This is a genomic window from Pseudomonas fluorescens group sp. PF-1 (genome assembly GCF_054481335.1).
On record NZ_JBTMNG010000002.1, the window covers coordinates 3,110,479 to 3,126,799 of the forward strand.

10 protein-coding genes are annotated in these 16,321 nt (G+C 61.0%); 7 read left to right on the forward strand and 3 right to left on the reverse strand.

Going from position 1 to position 16,321, the window contains the following annotated elements; translation table 11 throughout:
- Positions 1-51 precede the first annotated feature (51 nt).
- The 6 genes from ACX3YD_RS29195 (at position 52) to ACX3YD_RS29220 (ending at position 12,161) form a co-directional block, all read left to right on the forward strand.
- On the forward strand, positions 52-1,365 hold the full coding sequence (locus tag ACX3YD_RS29195) for an MdtA/MuxA family multidrug efflux RND transporter periplasmic adaptor subunit (RefSeq protein WP_458961699.1): 1,314 nt from the start codon (positions 52-54) through the stop codon (positions 1,363-1,365).
- Positions 1,362-4,466 carry an MdtB/MuxB family multidrug efflux RND transporter permease subunit gene (locus ACX3YD_RS29200; protein ID WP_458961700.1) on the forward strand — a complete coding sequence of 1,035 codons (3,105 nt, stop codon included), beginning with the start codon at positions 1,362-1,364 and terminating at the stop codon, positions 4,464-4,466. Before ACX3YD_RS29195 ends, ACX3YD_RS29200 begins: the two co-directional genes overlap by 4 nt.
- Complete coding sequence (locus ACX3YD_RS29205; RefSeq protein WP_458961701.1) at positions 4,463-7,570, forward strand: efflux RND transporter permease subunit; 3,108 nt, start codon at positions 4,463-4,465, stop codon at positions 7,568-7,570. Before ACX3YD_RS29200 ends, ACX3YD_RS29205 begins: the two co-directional genes overlap by 4 nt.
- Entirely contained in the window at positions 7,567-9,048 is a 1,482-nt protein-coding gene (locus ACX3YD_RS29210; RefSeq protein WP_458961702.1) for an efflux transporter outer membrane subunit, read from the forward strand. Before ACX3YD_RS29205 ends, ACX3YD_RS29210 begins: the two co-directional genes overlap by 4 nt.
- Positions 9,049-9,213: 165 nt before the next feature.
- Entirely contained in the window at positions 9,214-11,295 is a 2,082-nt protein-coding gene (locus ACX3YD_RS29215) for a putative bifunctional diguanylate cyclase/phosphodiesterase (RefSeq protein ID WP_458961703.1), read from the forward strand.
- A gap of 119 nt (positions 11,296-11,414) precedes the next feature.
- Positions 11,415-12,161 carry an SDR family oxidoreductase gene (locus tag ACX3YD_RS29220; protein ID WP_047528466.1) on the forward strand — a complete coding sequence of 249 codons (747 nt, stop codon included), beginning with the start codon at positions 11,415-11,417 and terminating at the stop codon, positions 12,159-12,161.
- 90 nt (positions 12,162-12,251) lie between these two features.
- Here ACX3YD_RS29220 and mapR read toward each other — a convergent pair whose 3' ends face one another.
- The 3 genes from mapR to ACX3YD_RS29235 all read right to left on the reverse strand — a co-directional run bounded on the left by mapR (position 12,252) and on the right by ACX3YD_RS29235 (position 15,603).
- The gene (mapR, locus tag ACX3YD_RS29225) at positions 12,252-13,661 is read right to left on the reverse strand and encodes a GntR family transcriptional regulator MpaR (protein ID WP_047528467.1); all 1,410 of its coding nucleotides are present in this window, start codon (positions 13,659-13,661) and stop codon (positions 12,252-12,254) included.
- Between the two features lie 82 nt (positions 13,662-13,743).
- Complete coding sequence (ccoG, locus tag ACX3YD_RS29230; RefSeq protein ID WP_458961704.1) at positions 13,744-15,174, reverse strand: cytochrome c oxidase accessory protein CcoG; 1,431 nt, start codon at positions 15,172-15,174, stop codon at positions 13,744-13,746.
- A gap of 195 nt (positions 15,175-15,369) precedes the next feature.
- A complete protein-coding gene (locus tag ACX3YD_RS29235) occupies positions 15,370-15,603 on the reverse strand; it encodes a DUF3203 family protein (protein WP_458961705.1) in 234 nt (77 codons plus the stop codon).
- 120 nt (positions 15,604-15,723) lie between these two features.
- On the opposite strand from ACX3YD_RS29235, the gene ACX3YD_RS29240 reads away from it, so the two are divergent.
- Positions 15,724-16,227: an MgtC/SapB family protein gene (locus ACX3YD_RS29240; protein ID WP_458961706.1), complete on the forward strand. Its 504-nt coding sequence runs from the start codon at positions 15,724-15,726 to the stop codon at positions 16,225-16,227.
- Positions 16,228-16,321: the final 94 nt, after the last annotated feature.

The following is a 16,321-nucleotide window of genomic DNA, read 5'->3' on the forward strand; positions in this document are numbered from 1 at the left end:
ACCCGCCAGTGCTTATCGTTCAGCCTCATGTAAAAGAAGCCCACGCGCCTAATGGTTGATCACTCAATGCAATCCTCCGCCCCCCGTAGTCCCCGTCGCTGGCTGTTTGGCCTGCTTGTCCTGTTGGTCATCGCTGGTCTGTGCTGGAAATTCTGGCCCGGCAGCGCTGTGCCGAAAGACGCTGCGGGTCAAAAAGCCGTTGCCGGACACACGGGCAAGTCAGGCGCGATGCGTCCAGGGTTCGGCGGTGCGACCGGGCCGGTTCCGGTGCGAGTGGCTCCCGCGGTCAAGGGCGACTTCCCGCTGTACTACAAGGCGCTGGGCACTGTCACGGCGCTCAATACCATCAACGTGCGCAGCCGCGTTGGCGGTGAGCTGGTCAAGATCTATTTCGAAGAAGGGCAGATGGTCAAAGCTGGCGATCTGCTGGCCGAGATCGACCCGCGCCCCTACCAGAACGCCTTGCTCCAGGCCGAAGGCACCTTGCTGCAGAACCAGGCTCAATTGAAAAACGCCCAGGTGGACGTCGAGCGTTATCGTGGCCTGTACCGTGAAGACAGCATCGCCAAGCAAACCCTGGACACCGCCGAAGCGCTGGTGGGACAGTTCCAGGGCACGGTCAAGACCAATCAGGCGGCGGTCAACGACGCCAAGCTCAATCTGGAATTCACCCGGATCCGCGCACCGATCGCCGGGCGCGTCGGTCTGCGGCAACTGGACGTCGGCAACCTTGTCGCAGCCAACGACACCACGGCGCTGGCGATCATCACTCAGACTCAACCGATCAGCGTGGCCTTCACCTTGCCGGAAAACAGCCTTGAGGTCGTACTGGCCCGCTATCGCAGCGGCGCCAAGCTGCCGGCGGAGGCCTGGGATCGCGGTGACACCAAACTGCAGGCCACCGGCGTGTTGCAGAGCCTGGACAACCAGATCGACGTCACCACCGGCACCCTGAAATTCAAGGCCCGCTACGATAACCGCGACCAGTCGCTGTTCCCCAACCAGTTCGTCAATGTGCGGCTGTTGGCCGACACCCTCAAAGACGTGGTACTCGCGCCTTCCGCGGCGATCCAGTTCGGCACCAATGGCACGTTCGTCTATGCCCTGGACGGCGACAAGAAGGTCAAGATTCGCCAATTGAAAATCGGTGCCAGTGACGGTGTAAATACTGTGGTCACTGAAGGTCTTTCCGCAGGTGATCGCGTGGTGCTGGAGGGCACCGATCGCCTGAAAGACGGCAGCGACGTGGAAGTGGTCAACACCCCCGAGGACGTACCGACCAGCCCGGCCGGCCACCTGCAAGGCAAATCGGCGGCCAGCGCGACTGAGCAGACCACCGACAAGGTGAAAAAGGGCGGCGCATGAATCTCTCGCGGCTGTTCATCCTACGCCCGGTAGCGACCACCCTGAGCATGCTGGCCATTATTCTGGCCGGCGTGATCGCTTATCGACTGTTGCCGGTCTCGGCATTGCCCCAGGTCGATTACCCGACCATCCGCGTGATGACCCTTTATCCCGGCGCCAGCCCGGACGTCATGACCAGCGCCGTGACCGCACCACTTGAACGGCAGTTCGGGCAGATGCCTGGCCTGACACAAATGGCGTCCACCAGTTCCGGCGGCGCCTCGGTGCTGACCCTGCGTTTCAGCCTCGACATCAACATGGACGTCGCCGAGCAGCAGGTGCAAGCCGCGATCAACGCCGCGACCAACCTGCTGCCCAAGGATCTGCCGGCACCGCCGGTGTACAACAAGGTCAACCCGGCCGATACGCCGGTACTGACCCTGGCCATCACGTCCAAGACCATGCTGCTGCCCAAGCTCAATGACCTGGTCGACACGCGCATGGCACAGAAGATCGCCCAGATCAGCGGCGTCGGCATGGTCAGCATCGCCGGTGGACAGCGTCAGGCGGTACGGATCAAGGTCAACCCCGAGGCTCTGGCGGCCAACGGCCTGAACCTGTCGGACGTGCGCACCCTGATCGGCGCCTCCAACGTCAACCAGCCCAAGGGCAACTTCGATGGCCCGACCCGGGTTTCGATGCTCGATGCAAACGATCAACTGACGTCGCCCAAGGACTACGCCAACCTGATCCTGGCTTACGCCAACGGCGCGCCATTGCGTCTCAAGGACGTGGCCGAGATCGTCGACGGTGCCGAGAACGAACGCCTGGCGGCGTGGGCCAACGAAAACCAGGCGGTGCTGCTGAATATCCAGCGCCAGCCCGGGGCCAACGTCATCGAGGTGGTTGACCGGATCAAGGCCTTGTTGCCGAGCATCACCGACAACCTGCCGGCCGGCCTTGATGTGACCGTGCTGACTGACCGTACCCAGACCATCCGTGCCTCGGTCAAGGACGTGCAGCACGAGTTGCTGATCGCCATCGCGCTGGTGGTGATGGTGACGTTCCTGTTCCTGCGTCGCGCAAGCGCCACGATTATTCCGTCGGTGGCCGTGCCGCTGTCGCTGATCGGCACCTTTGGCGTGATGTACCTCGCGGGCTTCTCCGTTAACAACCTGACCCTGATGGCCCTGACCATCGCCACCGGTTTCGTGGTGGACGATGCGATCGTCATGCTGGAGAACATTTCCCGATTTATCGAAGAGGGCGACAGTCCGCTGAATGCGGCGCTCAAGGGCGCCAAGCAGATCGGCTTCACCCTGATCTCCCTGACCCTGTCGTTGATCGCGGTGTTGATCCCGCTGCTGTTCATGGCGGACGTGGTGGGGCGGTTGTTCCGCGAGTTCGCCATCACCCTGTCGGTGGCGATCCTGATTTCCCTGGTGGTGTCCCTGACCCTGACGCCGATGATGTGCGCGCGACTGCTCAAGCGGGAACCCAGGGAAGAAGAACAAGGCCGTTTCTATCGCGCCAGTGGCGCGTTCATCGACTGGATGATCGCGGCCTACGGGCGCAAATTGCAGTGGGTGCTCAAGCACCAGCCGCTGACCCTGTTGGTGGCCATCGCCACCCTGGCGCTGACGGTAGTGCTCTACATGGTCGTGCCCAAGGGTTTCTTTCCGGTACAGGACACCGGGGTGATCCAGGGGATTTCCGAGGCGCCGCAGTCGATTTCCTTTGCCGCGATGAGCGAACGTCAACAGGAACTGGCCAAGGTGATCCTGGCCGATCCGGCGGTTGAAAGCCTGTCGTCTTATATCGGCGTTGATGGCGACAACTCGACGCTCAACAGCGGTCGGTTGCTGATCAATCTCAAGTCCCACAGCGAGCGCGACCTGAGCGCAATGGCAGTGATTGCCCGACTGCAACCGGAGCTGGACAAACTGGTCGGCATTCGCCTGTTCATGCAGCCGGTGCAGGATTTGACCATCGAGGATCGTGTCAGCCGGACGCAATATCAATTCAGCATGTCATCGCCGGACTCCGAACTGCTCAGCCTGTGGAGCGGGCGGCTGGTCGAGGCCCTGGCGCAACGGCCGGAGCTGACAGACGTCGCCAGTGATCTGCAGGACAAGGGCTTGCAGGTCTATCTGGTGATCGACCGGGATGCGGCGTCGCGGGTTGGGGTTTCGGTGTCGAATATCACCGATGCACTGTACGACGCCTTCGGCCAGCGGCAGATTTCCACCATCTATACCCAGGCCAGCCAATACCGTGTGGTGCTGCAATCGCAGTCCGGGGAGAAGATCGGCCCGCAGGCGCTGGAGCAGATCCACGTCAAGACCACCGATGGCGGTCAGGTGCGATTGTCCAGCCTGGCGCACATCGAAGAGCGCCAGGCGCAACTGGCGATCACCCATATCGGCCAGTTCCCGGCGGTGATGATGTCGTTCAACCTCGCGCCCGGCGTGGCGCTGGGGCATGCAGTGCAGATCATCGAACAGGTGCAGAAGGACATCGGCATGCCGATTGGCGTGCAGACCCAGTTCCAGGGTGCGGCCCAGGCTTTCCAGGCGTCGCTGTCGAGTACCTTGCTGCTGATTCTGGCGGCGGTGGTGACCATGTACATTGTGTTGGGCGTGTTGTACGAAAGCTACATTCACCCCATTACCATTCTCTCGACTTTGCCCTCGGCGGCGGTCGGCGCGTTACTGGCGTTGATTCTCAGCGGCAATGACCTGGGCATGATCGCGATCATCGGCATCATCCTGCTGATCGGCATCGTGAAGAAGAACGCGATCATGATGATCGACTTCGCCCTGGACGCCGAGCGTAATCAGGGCATGGACCCGGAAACGGCCATCTACCAGGCGGCCTTGCTGCGCTTCCGGCCTATCCTGATGACCACCCTGGCGGCCCTGTTTGGTGCGGTGCCCCTGATGTTGGCCACCGGTTCGGGGGCGGAATTGCGCCAGCCGCTGGGCCTGGTGATGGTGGGCGGTTTGCTGGTCAGCCAAGTGCTGACGTTGTTTACCACGCCGGTGATCTACCTGTATTTCGATCGCCTCGGTCGGCGCTGGGGCCGCACGCCTGAATCCGTGGAAGCGGTAGAGCAGCCATGAACCTTTCCGGTCCTTTCATCAAGCGTCCGGTCGCGACCATGTTGCTGAGCCTGGCGATCATGCTGCTGGGCGGTGTCAGCTTCGGCTTGTTGCCGGTGTCTCCGCTGCCGCAAATGGACTTTCCGGTGATCGTGGTGCAGGCCAGCCTGCCTGGTGCAAGCCCGGAGGTCATGGCGTCCACCGTGGCCACGCCGCTGGAGCGTTCCTTCGGCGCCATCGCCGGGGTCAACACCATGAGCAGTCGCTCCAGCCAGGGCTCGACACGGGTGATCCTGCAATTCGACCTCGACCGCGACATCAACGGCGCGGCGCGTGAGGTGCAGGCGGCGATCAACGCCTCGCGTAACCTGTTGCCCAGCGGTATGCGCAGCATGCCGACCTACAAGAAGGTCAACCCGTCCCAAGCGCCGATCATGGTGCTGTCGCTGACCTCGGATGTGCTGGAAAAAGGCCAGCTCTATGACTTGGCGTCGACCATCCTGTCCCAGAGCCTGTCCCAGGTGCAGGGTGTCGGTGAGGTCCAGATCGGCGGCAGTTCGCTGCCGGCGGTGCGCATCGAACTCGAACCCCAGGCGCTCAATCAGTACGGCGTGGCGCTGGACGATGTGCGCAACACCATCGCCAATGCCAACGTGCGCCGGCCCAAGGGCTCGGTGGAGGACAGCCAGCGCTTGTGGCAGGTCCAGGCCAACGATCAACTGGAGAAAGCCAAGGACTACGAATCGCTGATCATTCACTACGCCGACGGAGCAGCCTTGCGCCTGAAGGATGTGGCCAAGGTCAGCGACGGCGTCGAAGACCGCTACAACAGCGGGTTCTTCAACAACGATTCGGCGGTATTGCTGGTCATCAACCGGCAGGCCGGCGCCAACATCATCGAGACGGTCAACGAGATCAAGGCCCAGTTGCCGGCGTTGCAGGCGGTGCTGCCGGCCAGCGTCAAACTGAACCTGGCCATGGACCGCTCGCCGGTGATCAAGGCCACATTGCACGAAGCGGAAATGACCCTGTTGATCGCCGTGGCCCTGGTGATTCTGGTGGTGTTCCTGTTTCTCGGTAACTTCCGTGCGTCGCTGATTCCGACCCTGGCGGTACCGGTGTCGCTGGTCGGCACCTTTGCGGTGATGTACCTCTATGGCTTCTCGCTGAACAACCTGTCGCTGATGGCGCTGATTCTGGCCACCGGGCTGGTGGTGGACGATGCCATTGTGGTGCTGGAGAACATTTCCCGGCACATCGATGAAGGTGTGCCGCCGATGAAGGCCGCGTACCTCGGTGCCCAGGAAGTCGGTTTCACCCTGCTGTCGATGAACGTGTCGCTGGTGGCGGTGTTCCTGTCGATCCTGTTCATGGGCGGGATCATCGAAAGCCTGTTTCGCGAGTTCTCGATCACCCTGGCGGCGTCGATCGTGGTGTCCTTGGTGGTCTCGCTGACGCTCACGCCGATGCTTTGCGCCCGTTGGCTCAAGCCCCATGTGCCGGGCCAGGAAAACCGGCTGCAGCGCTGGAGCCGGCAGGCCAACGAATGGCTGGTCGGAAAATACGCGACGAGCCTCGACTGGGTCCTGCGTCATCGTCGGTTGACCTTGTTGAGTCTGTTGGTGACCGTTGGCGTCAATGTTGCGCTGTACGTGGTCGTGCCGAAAACCTTCATGCCGCAACAGGACACCGGCCAGTTGATCGGTTTTGTGCGTGGCGATGACGGCCTGTCGTTCAGCGTGATGCAGCCGAAAATGGAGACCTTCCGCCGCGCCGTGCTCAAGGACGAAGCGGTGGAAAGCGTTGCCGGTTTCATCGGTGGCACCAACGGCACCAATAACGCCTTCATGCTGGTGCGTCTGAAACCGATCAAGGAGCGCAATATTTCGGCGCAGAAAGTCATCGAACGTCTGCGCAAGGAAATGCCCAAGGTTGCCGGGGCGCAACTGATGTTGATGGCCGACCAGGATCTGCAATTCGGCGGTGGTCGCGAGCAGACCACCTCGCAGTATTCCTACATTTTGCAAAGCGCTGATCTTGGCGAGTTGCGCCAGTGGTACCCGAAAGTCGTCACGGCGCTGAGGGCCTTGCCGGAGCTGACCGCGATTGACGCCCGTGAAGGCCGTGGCGCCCAGCAAGTGACCTTGATTGTCGACCGCGACCAGGCCAAGCGCCTGGGGGTCGACATGAACATGGTCACGGCGGTGCTGAATAACGCCTACAGTCAGCGGCAGATTTCCACCATCTATGACAGCCTCAACCAGTACCAGGTGGTGATGGAGGTCAATCCGAAATACGCCCAGGACCCGATCACCCTCAAGCAGGTTCAGGTGATTACCGCTGCGGGTGCGCGGATTCCGTTGTCGACCATCGCTCACTACGAAAACAGCCTGGAAGATGACCGGGTCAGCCACGAAGGCCAGTTCGCCTCGGAAAGCATCTCCTTTGACATGGCCGAGGGGGTCACGGTGGAGCAGGGCACGGCGGCCATCGAGCGAGCGATTGCCAAACTGGGGATGCCGGAGGACGTGATCGTGAAAATGGCCGGCACCGCCGATGCCTTTGCCGCCACCCAGAAGAGCCAGCCGTTCATGATCCTTGGCGCACTGGTGGCGGTTTACCTGGTATTGGGTGTGCTGTATGAAAGCTACATCCATCCGCTGACCATTCTGTCCACCTTGCCCTCGGCCGGGGTCGGCGCGTTGCTGTCGATCTATGCCCTGGGCGGGGAGTTCAGCCTGATCTCGTTGCTGGGCCTGTTCCTGCTGATCGGCGTGGTCAAGAAAAACGCCATCCTGATGATCGACCTGGCCCTGCAGCTCGAACGCCAGCAAGGCATGGCGCCGCTGGAGTCGATCCGCAACGCCTGTCTGCAACGTTTACGGCCGATTCTGATGACCACACTGGCGGCGATCCTAGGTGCCTTGCCATTGTTGCTCAGTCGTGCCGAAGGGGCGGAAATGCGCCAGCCACTGGGCCTGACCATTATCGGCGGGCTGATCTTCAGTCAGGTGCTGACCCTTTACACCACCCCGGTGGTTTACCTCTATCTCGATAAGCTGCGCCATCGCTTCAACCATTGGCGTGGGGTGCGTACTGATGCTGCTCTGGAAACTCCGCTATGACTGACCGTTCGCTTTACAACCTGACTGCACCGATGATCGCGGCTCGAGGCTCGCGTTTGTTGAGCCTGTCGCTGTGCGTGGCGATGCTCAGTGCCTGCGCCGTCGGCCCCGATTACCAGCGCCCGCAAACCGCCTCGCCGGCGCAGTACAAGGAAGCCGCCGGCTGGCGTCAGGCCAATCCCAGCGACTCCCTGGCGCGCGGCGCGTGGTGGGAGTTGTACGGTGATCAGCAACTCAATGGGCTGGTCGAGAAACTCAATGCGTCCAACCAGACCGTGGCCCAGTCCGAAGCCCAGTATCGCCAGGCCCAGGCCCTGGTGCGCAGCGCACGAGGCGCTTTTTTCCCGACGGTGGACCTGACCGTCGGCAAGAACCGTTCAAGCCAGGGCACCGGCAGCAGCAATTCCAGCCTGACCAGTTCTTCCAGCGGCATTCGCGACACCTACACCGCCCAGGCGGGCGTGAGTTGGGAAGCGGATGTCTGGGGCAAACTGCGCCGTGGCCTGGAAGCCGACACCGCCAACGCCGAGGCCAGTTTTGCCGATCTGGCGGCGATGCGCCTGAGCCAGCAGTCGGAACTGGTGCAGAACTACCTGCAATTGCGCGTGATCGATGAGCAGAAACGTCTGCTGGAAGCGACCGTCGAGGCCTATCAGCGTTCGCTGAAAATGACCGAGAACCAGTACCGCGCCGGGGTTTCCGGCAAGGACGCGGTGGCTCAGGCGCAGACGCAACTCAAGGGTACCGAGGCAGACATGGTCGATCTGATCTGGCAGCGTGCCCAGTTCGAAAACGCCATTGCCGTACTCGTCGGTCTGCCGCCCGCCGAGTTCAGTCTGGTGGAAATCAACAGCATCCCGGCATTGCCGCAAGTGCCACTGAGCTTGCCTTCGCAATTGCTTGAACGACGCCCGGACATTGCCTCCGCCGAGCGTTCGGTCATGGCTGCCAACGCCAACATCGGTGTGGCCAAGGCGGCCTATTACCCGGACCTTACGCTGAGCCTGAATGGCGGTTACAGCAGCAGCACGTACGCCAATTGGATCAGCCTGCCTAACCGTTTCTGGTCGGTCGGCCCGCAACTGGCCATGACCTTGTTCGACGGTGGCCAGCGTTCGGCGGAAGTGGACCGCAGCGAAGCGGCCTACGATGAAACCGTGGCCAAGTACCGCCAGACGGTGCTCGACGGTTTCCGTGAAGTGGAAAATTACCTGGTTCAACTCAAGGTGCTGCAAGACGAAGCGGTCGTGCGTCAGCAGGCACTGGATGCTGCCCGTGAGTCGTTGCGTTTGACCCAGAACCAATACAAGGCCGGGTTGATCGCGTACATCGATGTGGTGGTGACCCAGGCGGCGGCCCTGAACAATGAGCGCAGCAACCTGAGCCTGCTGCAAAGTCGCTTGATTGCCAGCGTGCAGTTGATTGCGGCGTTGGGGGGCGGCTGGGATGGCCAACTTCAAGTGAGCGAAAACCGGTAAGGCAATGCCTGTGGGCACTGGTGGAGAGAGGTCGAACAAGCGTTTCATCGACTTGCTGGCCTTTTGCTAATTTTGTGAGTGCGTTCTCAATTGGAATCAGTACAATCGCCGGATTTGCCCTGCCGAGAATGAATTCCATTACGGAGGGTGTTGGCGAGAAGTCTCATGCTTATCGGCAGTTATTCCCCCACCCTGGTTATCATCTCCCTTTGTGTCGCGATTCTCGCTTCGTACACGGCCCTCGACTTGAGCGGACGCATTGCCACGGCCAAGGGACGGGCCGTGCATTTATGGACGGCGGGTGGTGCTTTTGCCATGGGCATTGGCGTGTGGTCGATGCATTTCATCGGCATGCTCGCGTTCAAGTTGCCCATCGACCTGGGCTACGACCTCACCTTGACGCTGTTGTCGCTGTTGATCGGCATCCTGTCTTGCGGCTTTGCGCTGTGGCTGGTCAGTCAGCCGCAACTGCCGGCCTGGCAATTGGCTTTCGGCGCAGTGGCGATGGGGACCGGCATCAGTGCCATGCATTACACCGGCATGGCGGCCATGCGCATGCAGCCTGGTATCGATTACGACCCGACGCTGTTCAGCGCATCGCTGCTGATCGCGGCGGGCGCCTCCGGTGCGGCGCTATGGATCGCATTCCGCCTGCGCCAGCACGCGCCGTATGTGCGCCTGATCCGTGGCGGTGCGGCAGTCATCATGGGGATTGCCATCGTTGGCATGCATTACACCGGCATGGCGGCTGCGCGTTTCGCGGATGGCAGCTTTTGCGGCGCTGCCGTCAATGGCTTGAATGGCAAAGGCCTGGACAACCTCGTCCTGATCACCACCCTGGCGGTGTTGAGCATTGCCTTGCTGACATCGATCCTCGATGCGCGCCTGGAGGCCCGCACCGCTGGCCTTGCCCAGTCGCTGACCGAAGCCAACCGCGAACTTACCCAACTGGCCCTGCACGACACCCTGACGGGGTTGCCGAATCGGATCCTGCTGGCCGATCGCATCGAGCAGGCGATGTCCAGGGTGGACGCCGAGGGCGGTTGTTTTGCGTTGATGTTCATCGATCTGGACGGCTTCAAACCGGTCAATGATGCCTTTGGTCATCATATGGGTGACCTGTTGTTGCGCGAGGTCAGCCTGCGTTTGCGTGAAGAACTGCGTAGTCAGGACACCCTGGCGCGAATCGGCGGCGATGAGTTCGTGCTGCTGGTGCAACTGGGTGAGCAGATCGATGCCATGGGCCTGGCGGCGCGCCAGGTCGGATTGATCGCCCGTTCGTTCCGGGTCGCCGAACATGACGTGCAGATCTCTGCCAGCATCGGCATTGCGCTCTATCCGGGCAATGGCCAGACCGTCCATGAGTTGCTGATGAATGCCGATGCGGCGATGTATCACGCCAAGGGCGCAGGCAAAAACGGTTACAGCTTTTTCGATGCCTCGATGAACAGCAACGCGCGCAAGCAGCTGCAACTGCTGCAAGACCTGCGCAACGCGCTGGACCGGAACGAATTCAGTCTTCACTACCAGCCCAAGTTCGACGCCGGCACGGGTCGGCCGGTCGGTGCCGAGGCGTTGTTGCGCTGGCAGCACCCGACGCAAGGCATGTTGCTGCCGGACAAGTTCATCCAACTCGCCGAAAAGACCGGGCTGATCATTCCGATTGGCGATTGGGTGCTCAATGAAGCCTGCCGCCAGATGCGTGAGTGGTACGTGCTCGGCTACACCGACTGGCGCATCGCAGTGAACCTTTCCGCCATGCAGTTCTGCCATGTCGGCCTGGTACAGAGTGTCGCCAAGGCGCTGACCACGCACCAACTGCCGGCCAACAGCCTGACCCTGGAAATTACTGAAACCACGGCCATGAGCGATGCCGATGCGAGCATGACGGTGCTCCAGTTGCTGTCGGATATGGGTGTTGACCTGTCTATCGATGATTTCGGTACCGGCTATTCCAGCTTGATGTATCTCAAGCGTCTGCCGGCCAACGAACTGAAGATCGACCGCGGTTTTGTGCGGGATCTGGAGCGTGACAGCGACGACGCCGCCATCGTTTCCGCCATTGTCGCCCTGGGCCAGGCGCTGGGCTTGCGGATCGTCGCCGAAGGCGTGGAAACCGGGATGCAACAGGACTTCCTGACCCAACTCGGTTGCGACTCATTGCAGGGTTACCTGCTCGGGCATCCATTGCCGGCCGAGCGTTTCATCGTGGAAATTCACCGTTCGGAGCAATCGGCCGTCGTCTGATCGGTGACGAGGGAACTCGCTCCCTCGCCATATCGAATGGCAACAGACCCATGCAAAAACCGAAGAGGACGGTTATCCTTCCCCCCGGTTCGCTTACGCTTGAAACGGGGAAAGCTTGTATGGACAAAGTCATTGTTATCACCGGCGGCAGTCGCGGCATCGGTGCCGCCACAGCCCTGTTGGCCGCCGAACAAGGGTACCGGATCTGCATCAACTATCAGTCTGATGAACAAGCGGCCCAGAGCGTGCTGGATAAAGTCCGCGCACTGGGCGCTGAAGCCATCGCCGTGCGTGCCGATGTCAGCATCGAAGATGAAGTGATCGCGTTGTTTCACCGGGTCGATACCGAGCTCGGCCGGGTCACCGCACTGGTGAACAACGCCGGCACCGTGGGACACAAGTCCCGTGTCGACGAAATGTCCGAATTCCGTATCCTCAGAACCCTCAAGACCAATGTGCTGGCACCCGTTCTGTGCGCCAAACACGCGATTCTGCGCATGTCGCCCAAGCACGGCGGGCAGGGCGGCAGCATCGTCAATGTGTCTTCGGTCGCCGCCCGCCTGGGCGCGCCCAACGAATACGTCGACTACGCCGCGTCCAAGGGTGCACTCGACACCTTCACCATTGGCCTGTCCAAGGAAGTGGCCGGCGAAGGCATTCGTGTCAACGCCGTACGTCCCGGCTACATCTATACCGATTTCCATGCGCTGAGCGGCGATCCTGATCGGGTCAGCAAACTCGAGTCGGCGATACCCATGGCCCGGGGCGGCCGGCCGGATGAAGTGGCCGAGGCGATTATCTGGTTGCTGTCGGACAAGGCGTCCTATGCGACCGGGACTTTCGTTGATTTGGGCGGTGGACGTTAGTTCACAGGATTGTCGCTCCCACAATTGACCGAGTCGCCCTGTGGGGGCGAGCCTGCTCGCGATAGCGTCCTTTCAAGCGACATCTGAACGTCAGAAGGACCTGACAATCCGGCCCAACGTCTCCATCGCCTTTTCCGCAGCCTCGTTCCACGGGCTCCCGTAATTCAATCGAATGCAATTCCTGAACCTTTGGGTCGGTGAGAATATAGGCCCCGGCGCAATGCTGATGCCCTGGGCCAACGCCATCTGAAACAACTTCAGCGAATCCATCTGCTCCGGCAATTCCAGCCATAAAAAGTAGCCGCCCGCCGGTTGGCTGACGCGAGTCTGTGCCGGGAAATAGCGGGCAATGGCTGCGAGCATCGCGCTTTGCTGTTCTTCCAGCGCGTACCGCAGTTTGCGCAGGTGCCGGTCATAGCCGCCGTGCTGCAGGTAGTCGGCGATGGCGGCCTGAGCCGGCATCGAGGCGCAAAGCGAGGTCATGAGCTTCAGGCGTTCGATTTTTTGCGCGTAGCGGCCGGCAGCCACCCAGCCAATGCGATAACCGGGAGCAAGGCTTTTGGCGAAGGAGCCGCAATGCATCACCAGGCCTTCGGTATCAAACGCCTTGGCCGGTTTCGGTGCCTGTTGACCGTAATACAACTCGGCGTAGACATCGTCTTCGATCAGCGGTACTTGATGGCTACGCAGCAGCTCCACCAGTTCCTGTTTTTTCGCCTCGGGCATGGTGGCGCCCATGGGGTTCTGGAAACTGGTCATGCACCAGCACACCTTGATCGGGTGACGTTCCAGGGTTTGTGCGAGCACGCCGAGGTCGATGCCGTCGCGCGGATGCACCGGGATTTCCACGGCTTTGAGTTTCAGTCGTTCGAGAATCTGCAGGCAGGCATAGAACGCCGGGGCTTCGATGGCCACCAGGTCGCCGGGTTGGGTCACGGCTTGCAGGCACAGATTCAGTGCTTCCAGTGCGCCGTTGGTGATCAGCAGTTCTTCCATAGGCAGCATCAGCCCGCCGACCATGTAGCGCAGGGCGATTTGCCGACGCAACTGCGGGTTGCCCGGCGACATGTCGGTCACGACCATGCGCGGGTCCATCGCGCGACTGGCGCTGGCCAGCGACCGTGACAATCGTTGCAATGGAAACAGGGTCGGGCTGGGGAACGCCGAGCCGAAGGGCACGGTGTTTGGGTCCTTGATCGAATCGAGGACCGAGAACACCAGTTCGCTGACATCGACTTCGGTCGATTCGTTGACCTGGCTGCTGATCTCCGGCTCGGAAAACGGCCGCGGTGCATGGGCATTGACGAAATAGCCGGAGCGCGGCCGGGCGCGGATCAAGCCGCGGCGCTCAAGCAGGTAGTAGGCCTGGAACACCGTGGAGGGGCTGACGCCGTAGGTCTGGCTGGCGTAGCGTACCGATGGCACGCGCTGCCCGGGGCCGAGAACGCCGGAGCGGATCAGTTCAGCGATGTCATCGGCGAATTTTTCGTAGCGTTTCATCGGTATCCCGCGATGGAATCGAATCGAATGACTGTGGCCAGGGCGCTTGTTCCCTGGCCACAAAGGTGTGCATCTTAAAGGCTCAACGGTTCATTGGCGCCACAAACCGGCTCTTGGCCACGCTGTAGATGCCGGGCTCGTCGCTGTCGACGATTTTGAAGCTGATGCTTTTCGAGCTGCTTTCCGGCCGTTCCGTCGTCATTGCCACCGACACCGGCACATCGACGATCTCGCCGGGCGCCAGGCTCAGTTCGGTTTTGCCCTGTAACTGGAAACCGTCGCCGTCGACCAGCGTCAGGTGGTAGTCCTGGCGCTGCTGGGTCTTGTTGATCACTTTCAGGCTGTAGATGTTTTCGATCTGCCCCTGACTGTTCTCGCGGAACAGGCCGCGGTCCTTGCTCACGTCCAGCGACACCATGGGTCGTTCGACCAAGGCCAGCACCAAAGCGCCGATCATCACCAACAGCACGGCGGTGTAGCCGATCAGCCGTGGCCGCAACAGGTGAGTCTTGCCAACTTGCAACTGATGCTCCGAGGTGTAGCTGATCAGCCCGCGAGCGTAGCCCATTTTGTCCATGATCGAATCACAGGCGTCGATGCAGGCGGCGCAGCCGATGCACTCCATCTGCAAGCCGTCGCGGATGTCGATGCCGGTTGGGCACACTTGCACGCACAGTTGGCAATCAATGCAATCTCCCAGCCCGACTTGCGCCGGTTTGACCTCACGCTTGCGCGGGCCACGGTTCTCGCCACGGGCGACGTCGTAGGAAATGGTCAGGGTGTCTTTGTCGAACATCACGCTCTGGAACCGCGCATAGGGGCACATGTGCATGCACACCGCCTCACGCAGCCAGCCGGCATTGATGTAGGTCGCACCCGTAAAGAACAGCACCCAGAACAGGCTGACACCACTCAGTTGCAAGGTCATCAGTTCTTCGGCCAGCGGCCGGATCGGCGTGAAGTAGCCGACGAAGGTCAGTCCTGTCAGCAGGCTGATGGCCAGCCACAGCGTGTGCTTGGCCGAACGGCGCATCAGTTTGTTCAAGCCCCAGGGCGCGGCTTGCAGTTTGATGCGCTGGTTACGTTCGCCCTCGGTGATTTTCTCGCACCACATGAAGATCCAGGTCCAGGAGCTTTGCGGGCACGTATAGCCACACCATACCCGGCCGGCGAACACGGTGATCGCGAACAGCCCGAACGCGGCAATGATCAGCAGGGCCGAGAGCAGGATGAAATCCTGGGGCCAGAACGTCGCGCCGAAGATGTGGAATTTGCTTTCGGACAGGTCCCAGAGCACCGCCTGGCGGCCACCCCAGTTCAACCACACGGTGCCGAAGAACAGCAGAAACAGAAAACCGGCACCGCTCATGCGCAGGGTGCGGAACAAACCGGTGAAGCTACGGGTATGGATCAGGTTGTCACTGGTCTTGACCTTCACCTTCGGGCGTGAAGGTTCATGAATTCTTACGGTCGGGGCGCTTTCTACGGTTCGGACGGGGATTCTCTCGCTCATGGTCTTTCGCTCATCAGCCTCCATCAGGCATGAGCACTATGAGCGGCCATCTGTTTGCATAACAGACTCAGGTATTGCAATAAAAACAGGATCAGATGAGTGCCGCGTGCTCCCCTGCGGCAAGTTGAAGCACCTTTCGCAACGGGACGCGGGCGGCTATATCAGTTGTTTGCGGCCGATGTTGATCCGGGTCAGTCAAATCACCGAATCACTGTCCGTCGCCTTCAGGTGTCGGCGACCGTCGACCGCGCCGGCGACGGTCAATGCGTCGGCTTCAGCTTCGGTGATGTAAATGTGCTGGCCGTTGATGTCCACCGCGGACATGGCTTTTTCCGCGTCGGTGACAATGGTGACGTCGGTGCACAGACGAATTTCTTCGCCGTCTTCGGTGGTAAAGAAGCAAGTCTGGTTTTCGATGCGCACGGTCATGGAGATGTCCTTCTTTCAGCGGGATCTACAGTGTTAGGGCACGCCCGGCGGCCATCGTTCTGTGCAACCGATTAATGGTCGGCGCTGTCCACCCTCCATGACCTTTTCAAGGACCACGCCATGAACGCCTGGTGGCACGAAGTCTGGGTAACCATGCAAGCCGAATTCGCTGACATCGCAGACGCCTCGCAATTGACACGCATCACCGTGCGCCTGCTGATCGCCGCGACCCTGGGTGGCATTCTCGGCTTCGAGCGCGAGAGCAAGGGCAAGGCGGCCGGAGTGCGCACCCACATGCTGGTGGCGCTTGGCGCGGCGCTGTTCGTATTGGTGCCACAGATGTCCGGCTCCCAGGCCGATGCCATGAGCCGGGTCGTGCAGGGCGTCATCGCCGGCATCGGCTTCCTCGGCGCCGGCACCATCCTCAAAAACCAGGAAGGCGACGAAGGCCACGTCAAAGGCCTGACCACCGCCGCCGGCTTATGGATGACCGCCGCCATCGGCGTGTCCGCCGGGTTGGGCAGGGAGGCGACGGCGGTGTTCAGTACGGTGTTGGCGTTGGTGATTTTCAGTGTGATGCCGAGAATCGTGAAGGTGCTCGAAAGGAAGAACGACCACCTGTAGGAGCGAGCCTGCTCGCGATGGTCGTTAACGATGACGCGGAAAACCAGACACTCAGCGGTGCTCGTTATTCCAATGCAATCGGGCTCGCTCCTAC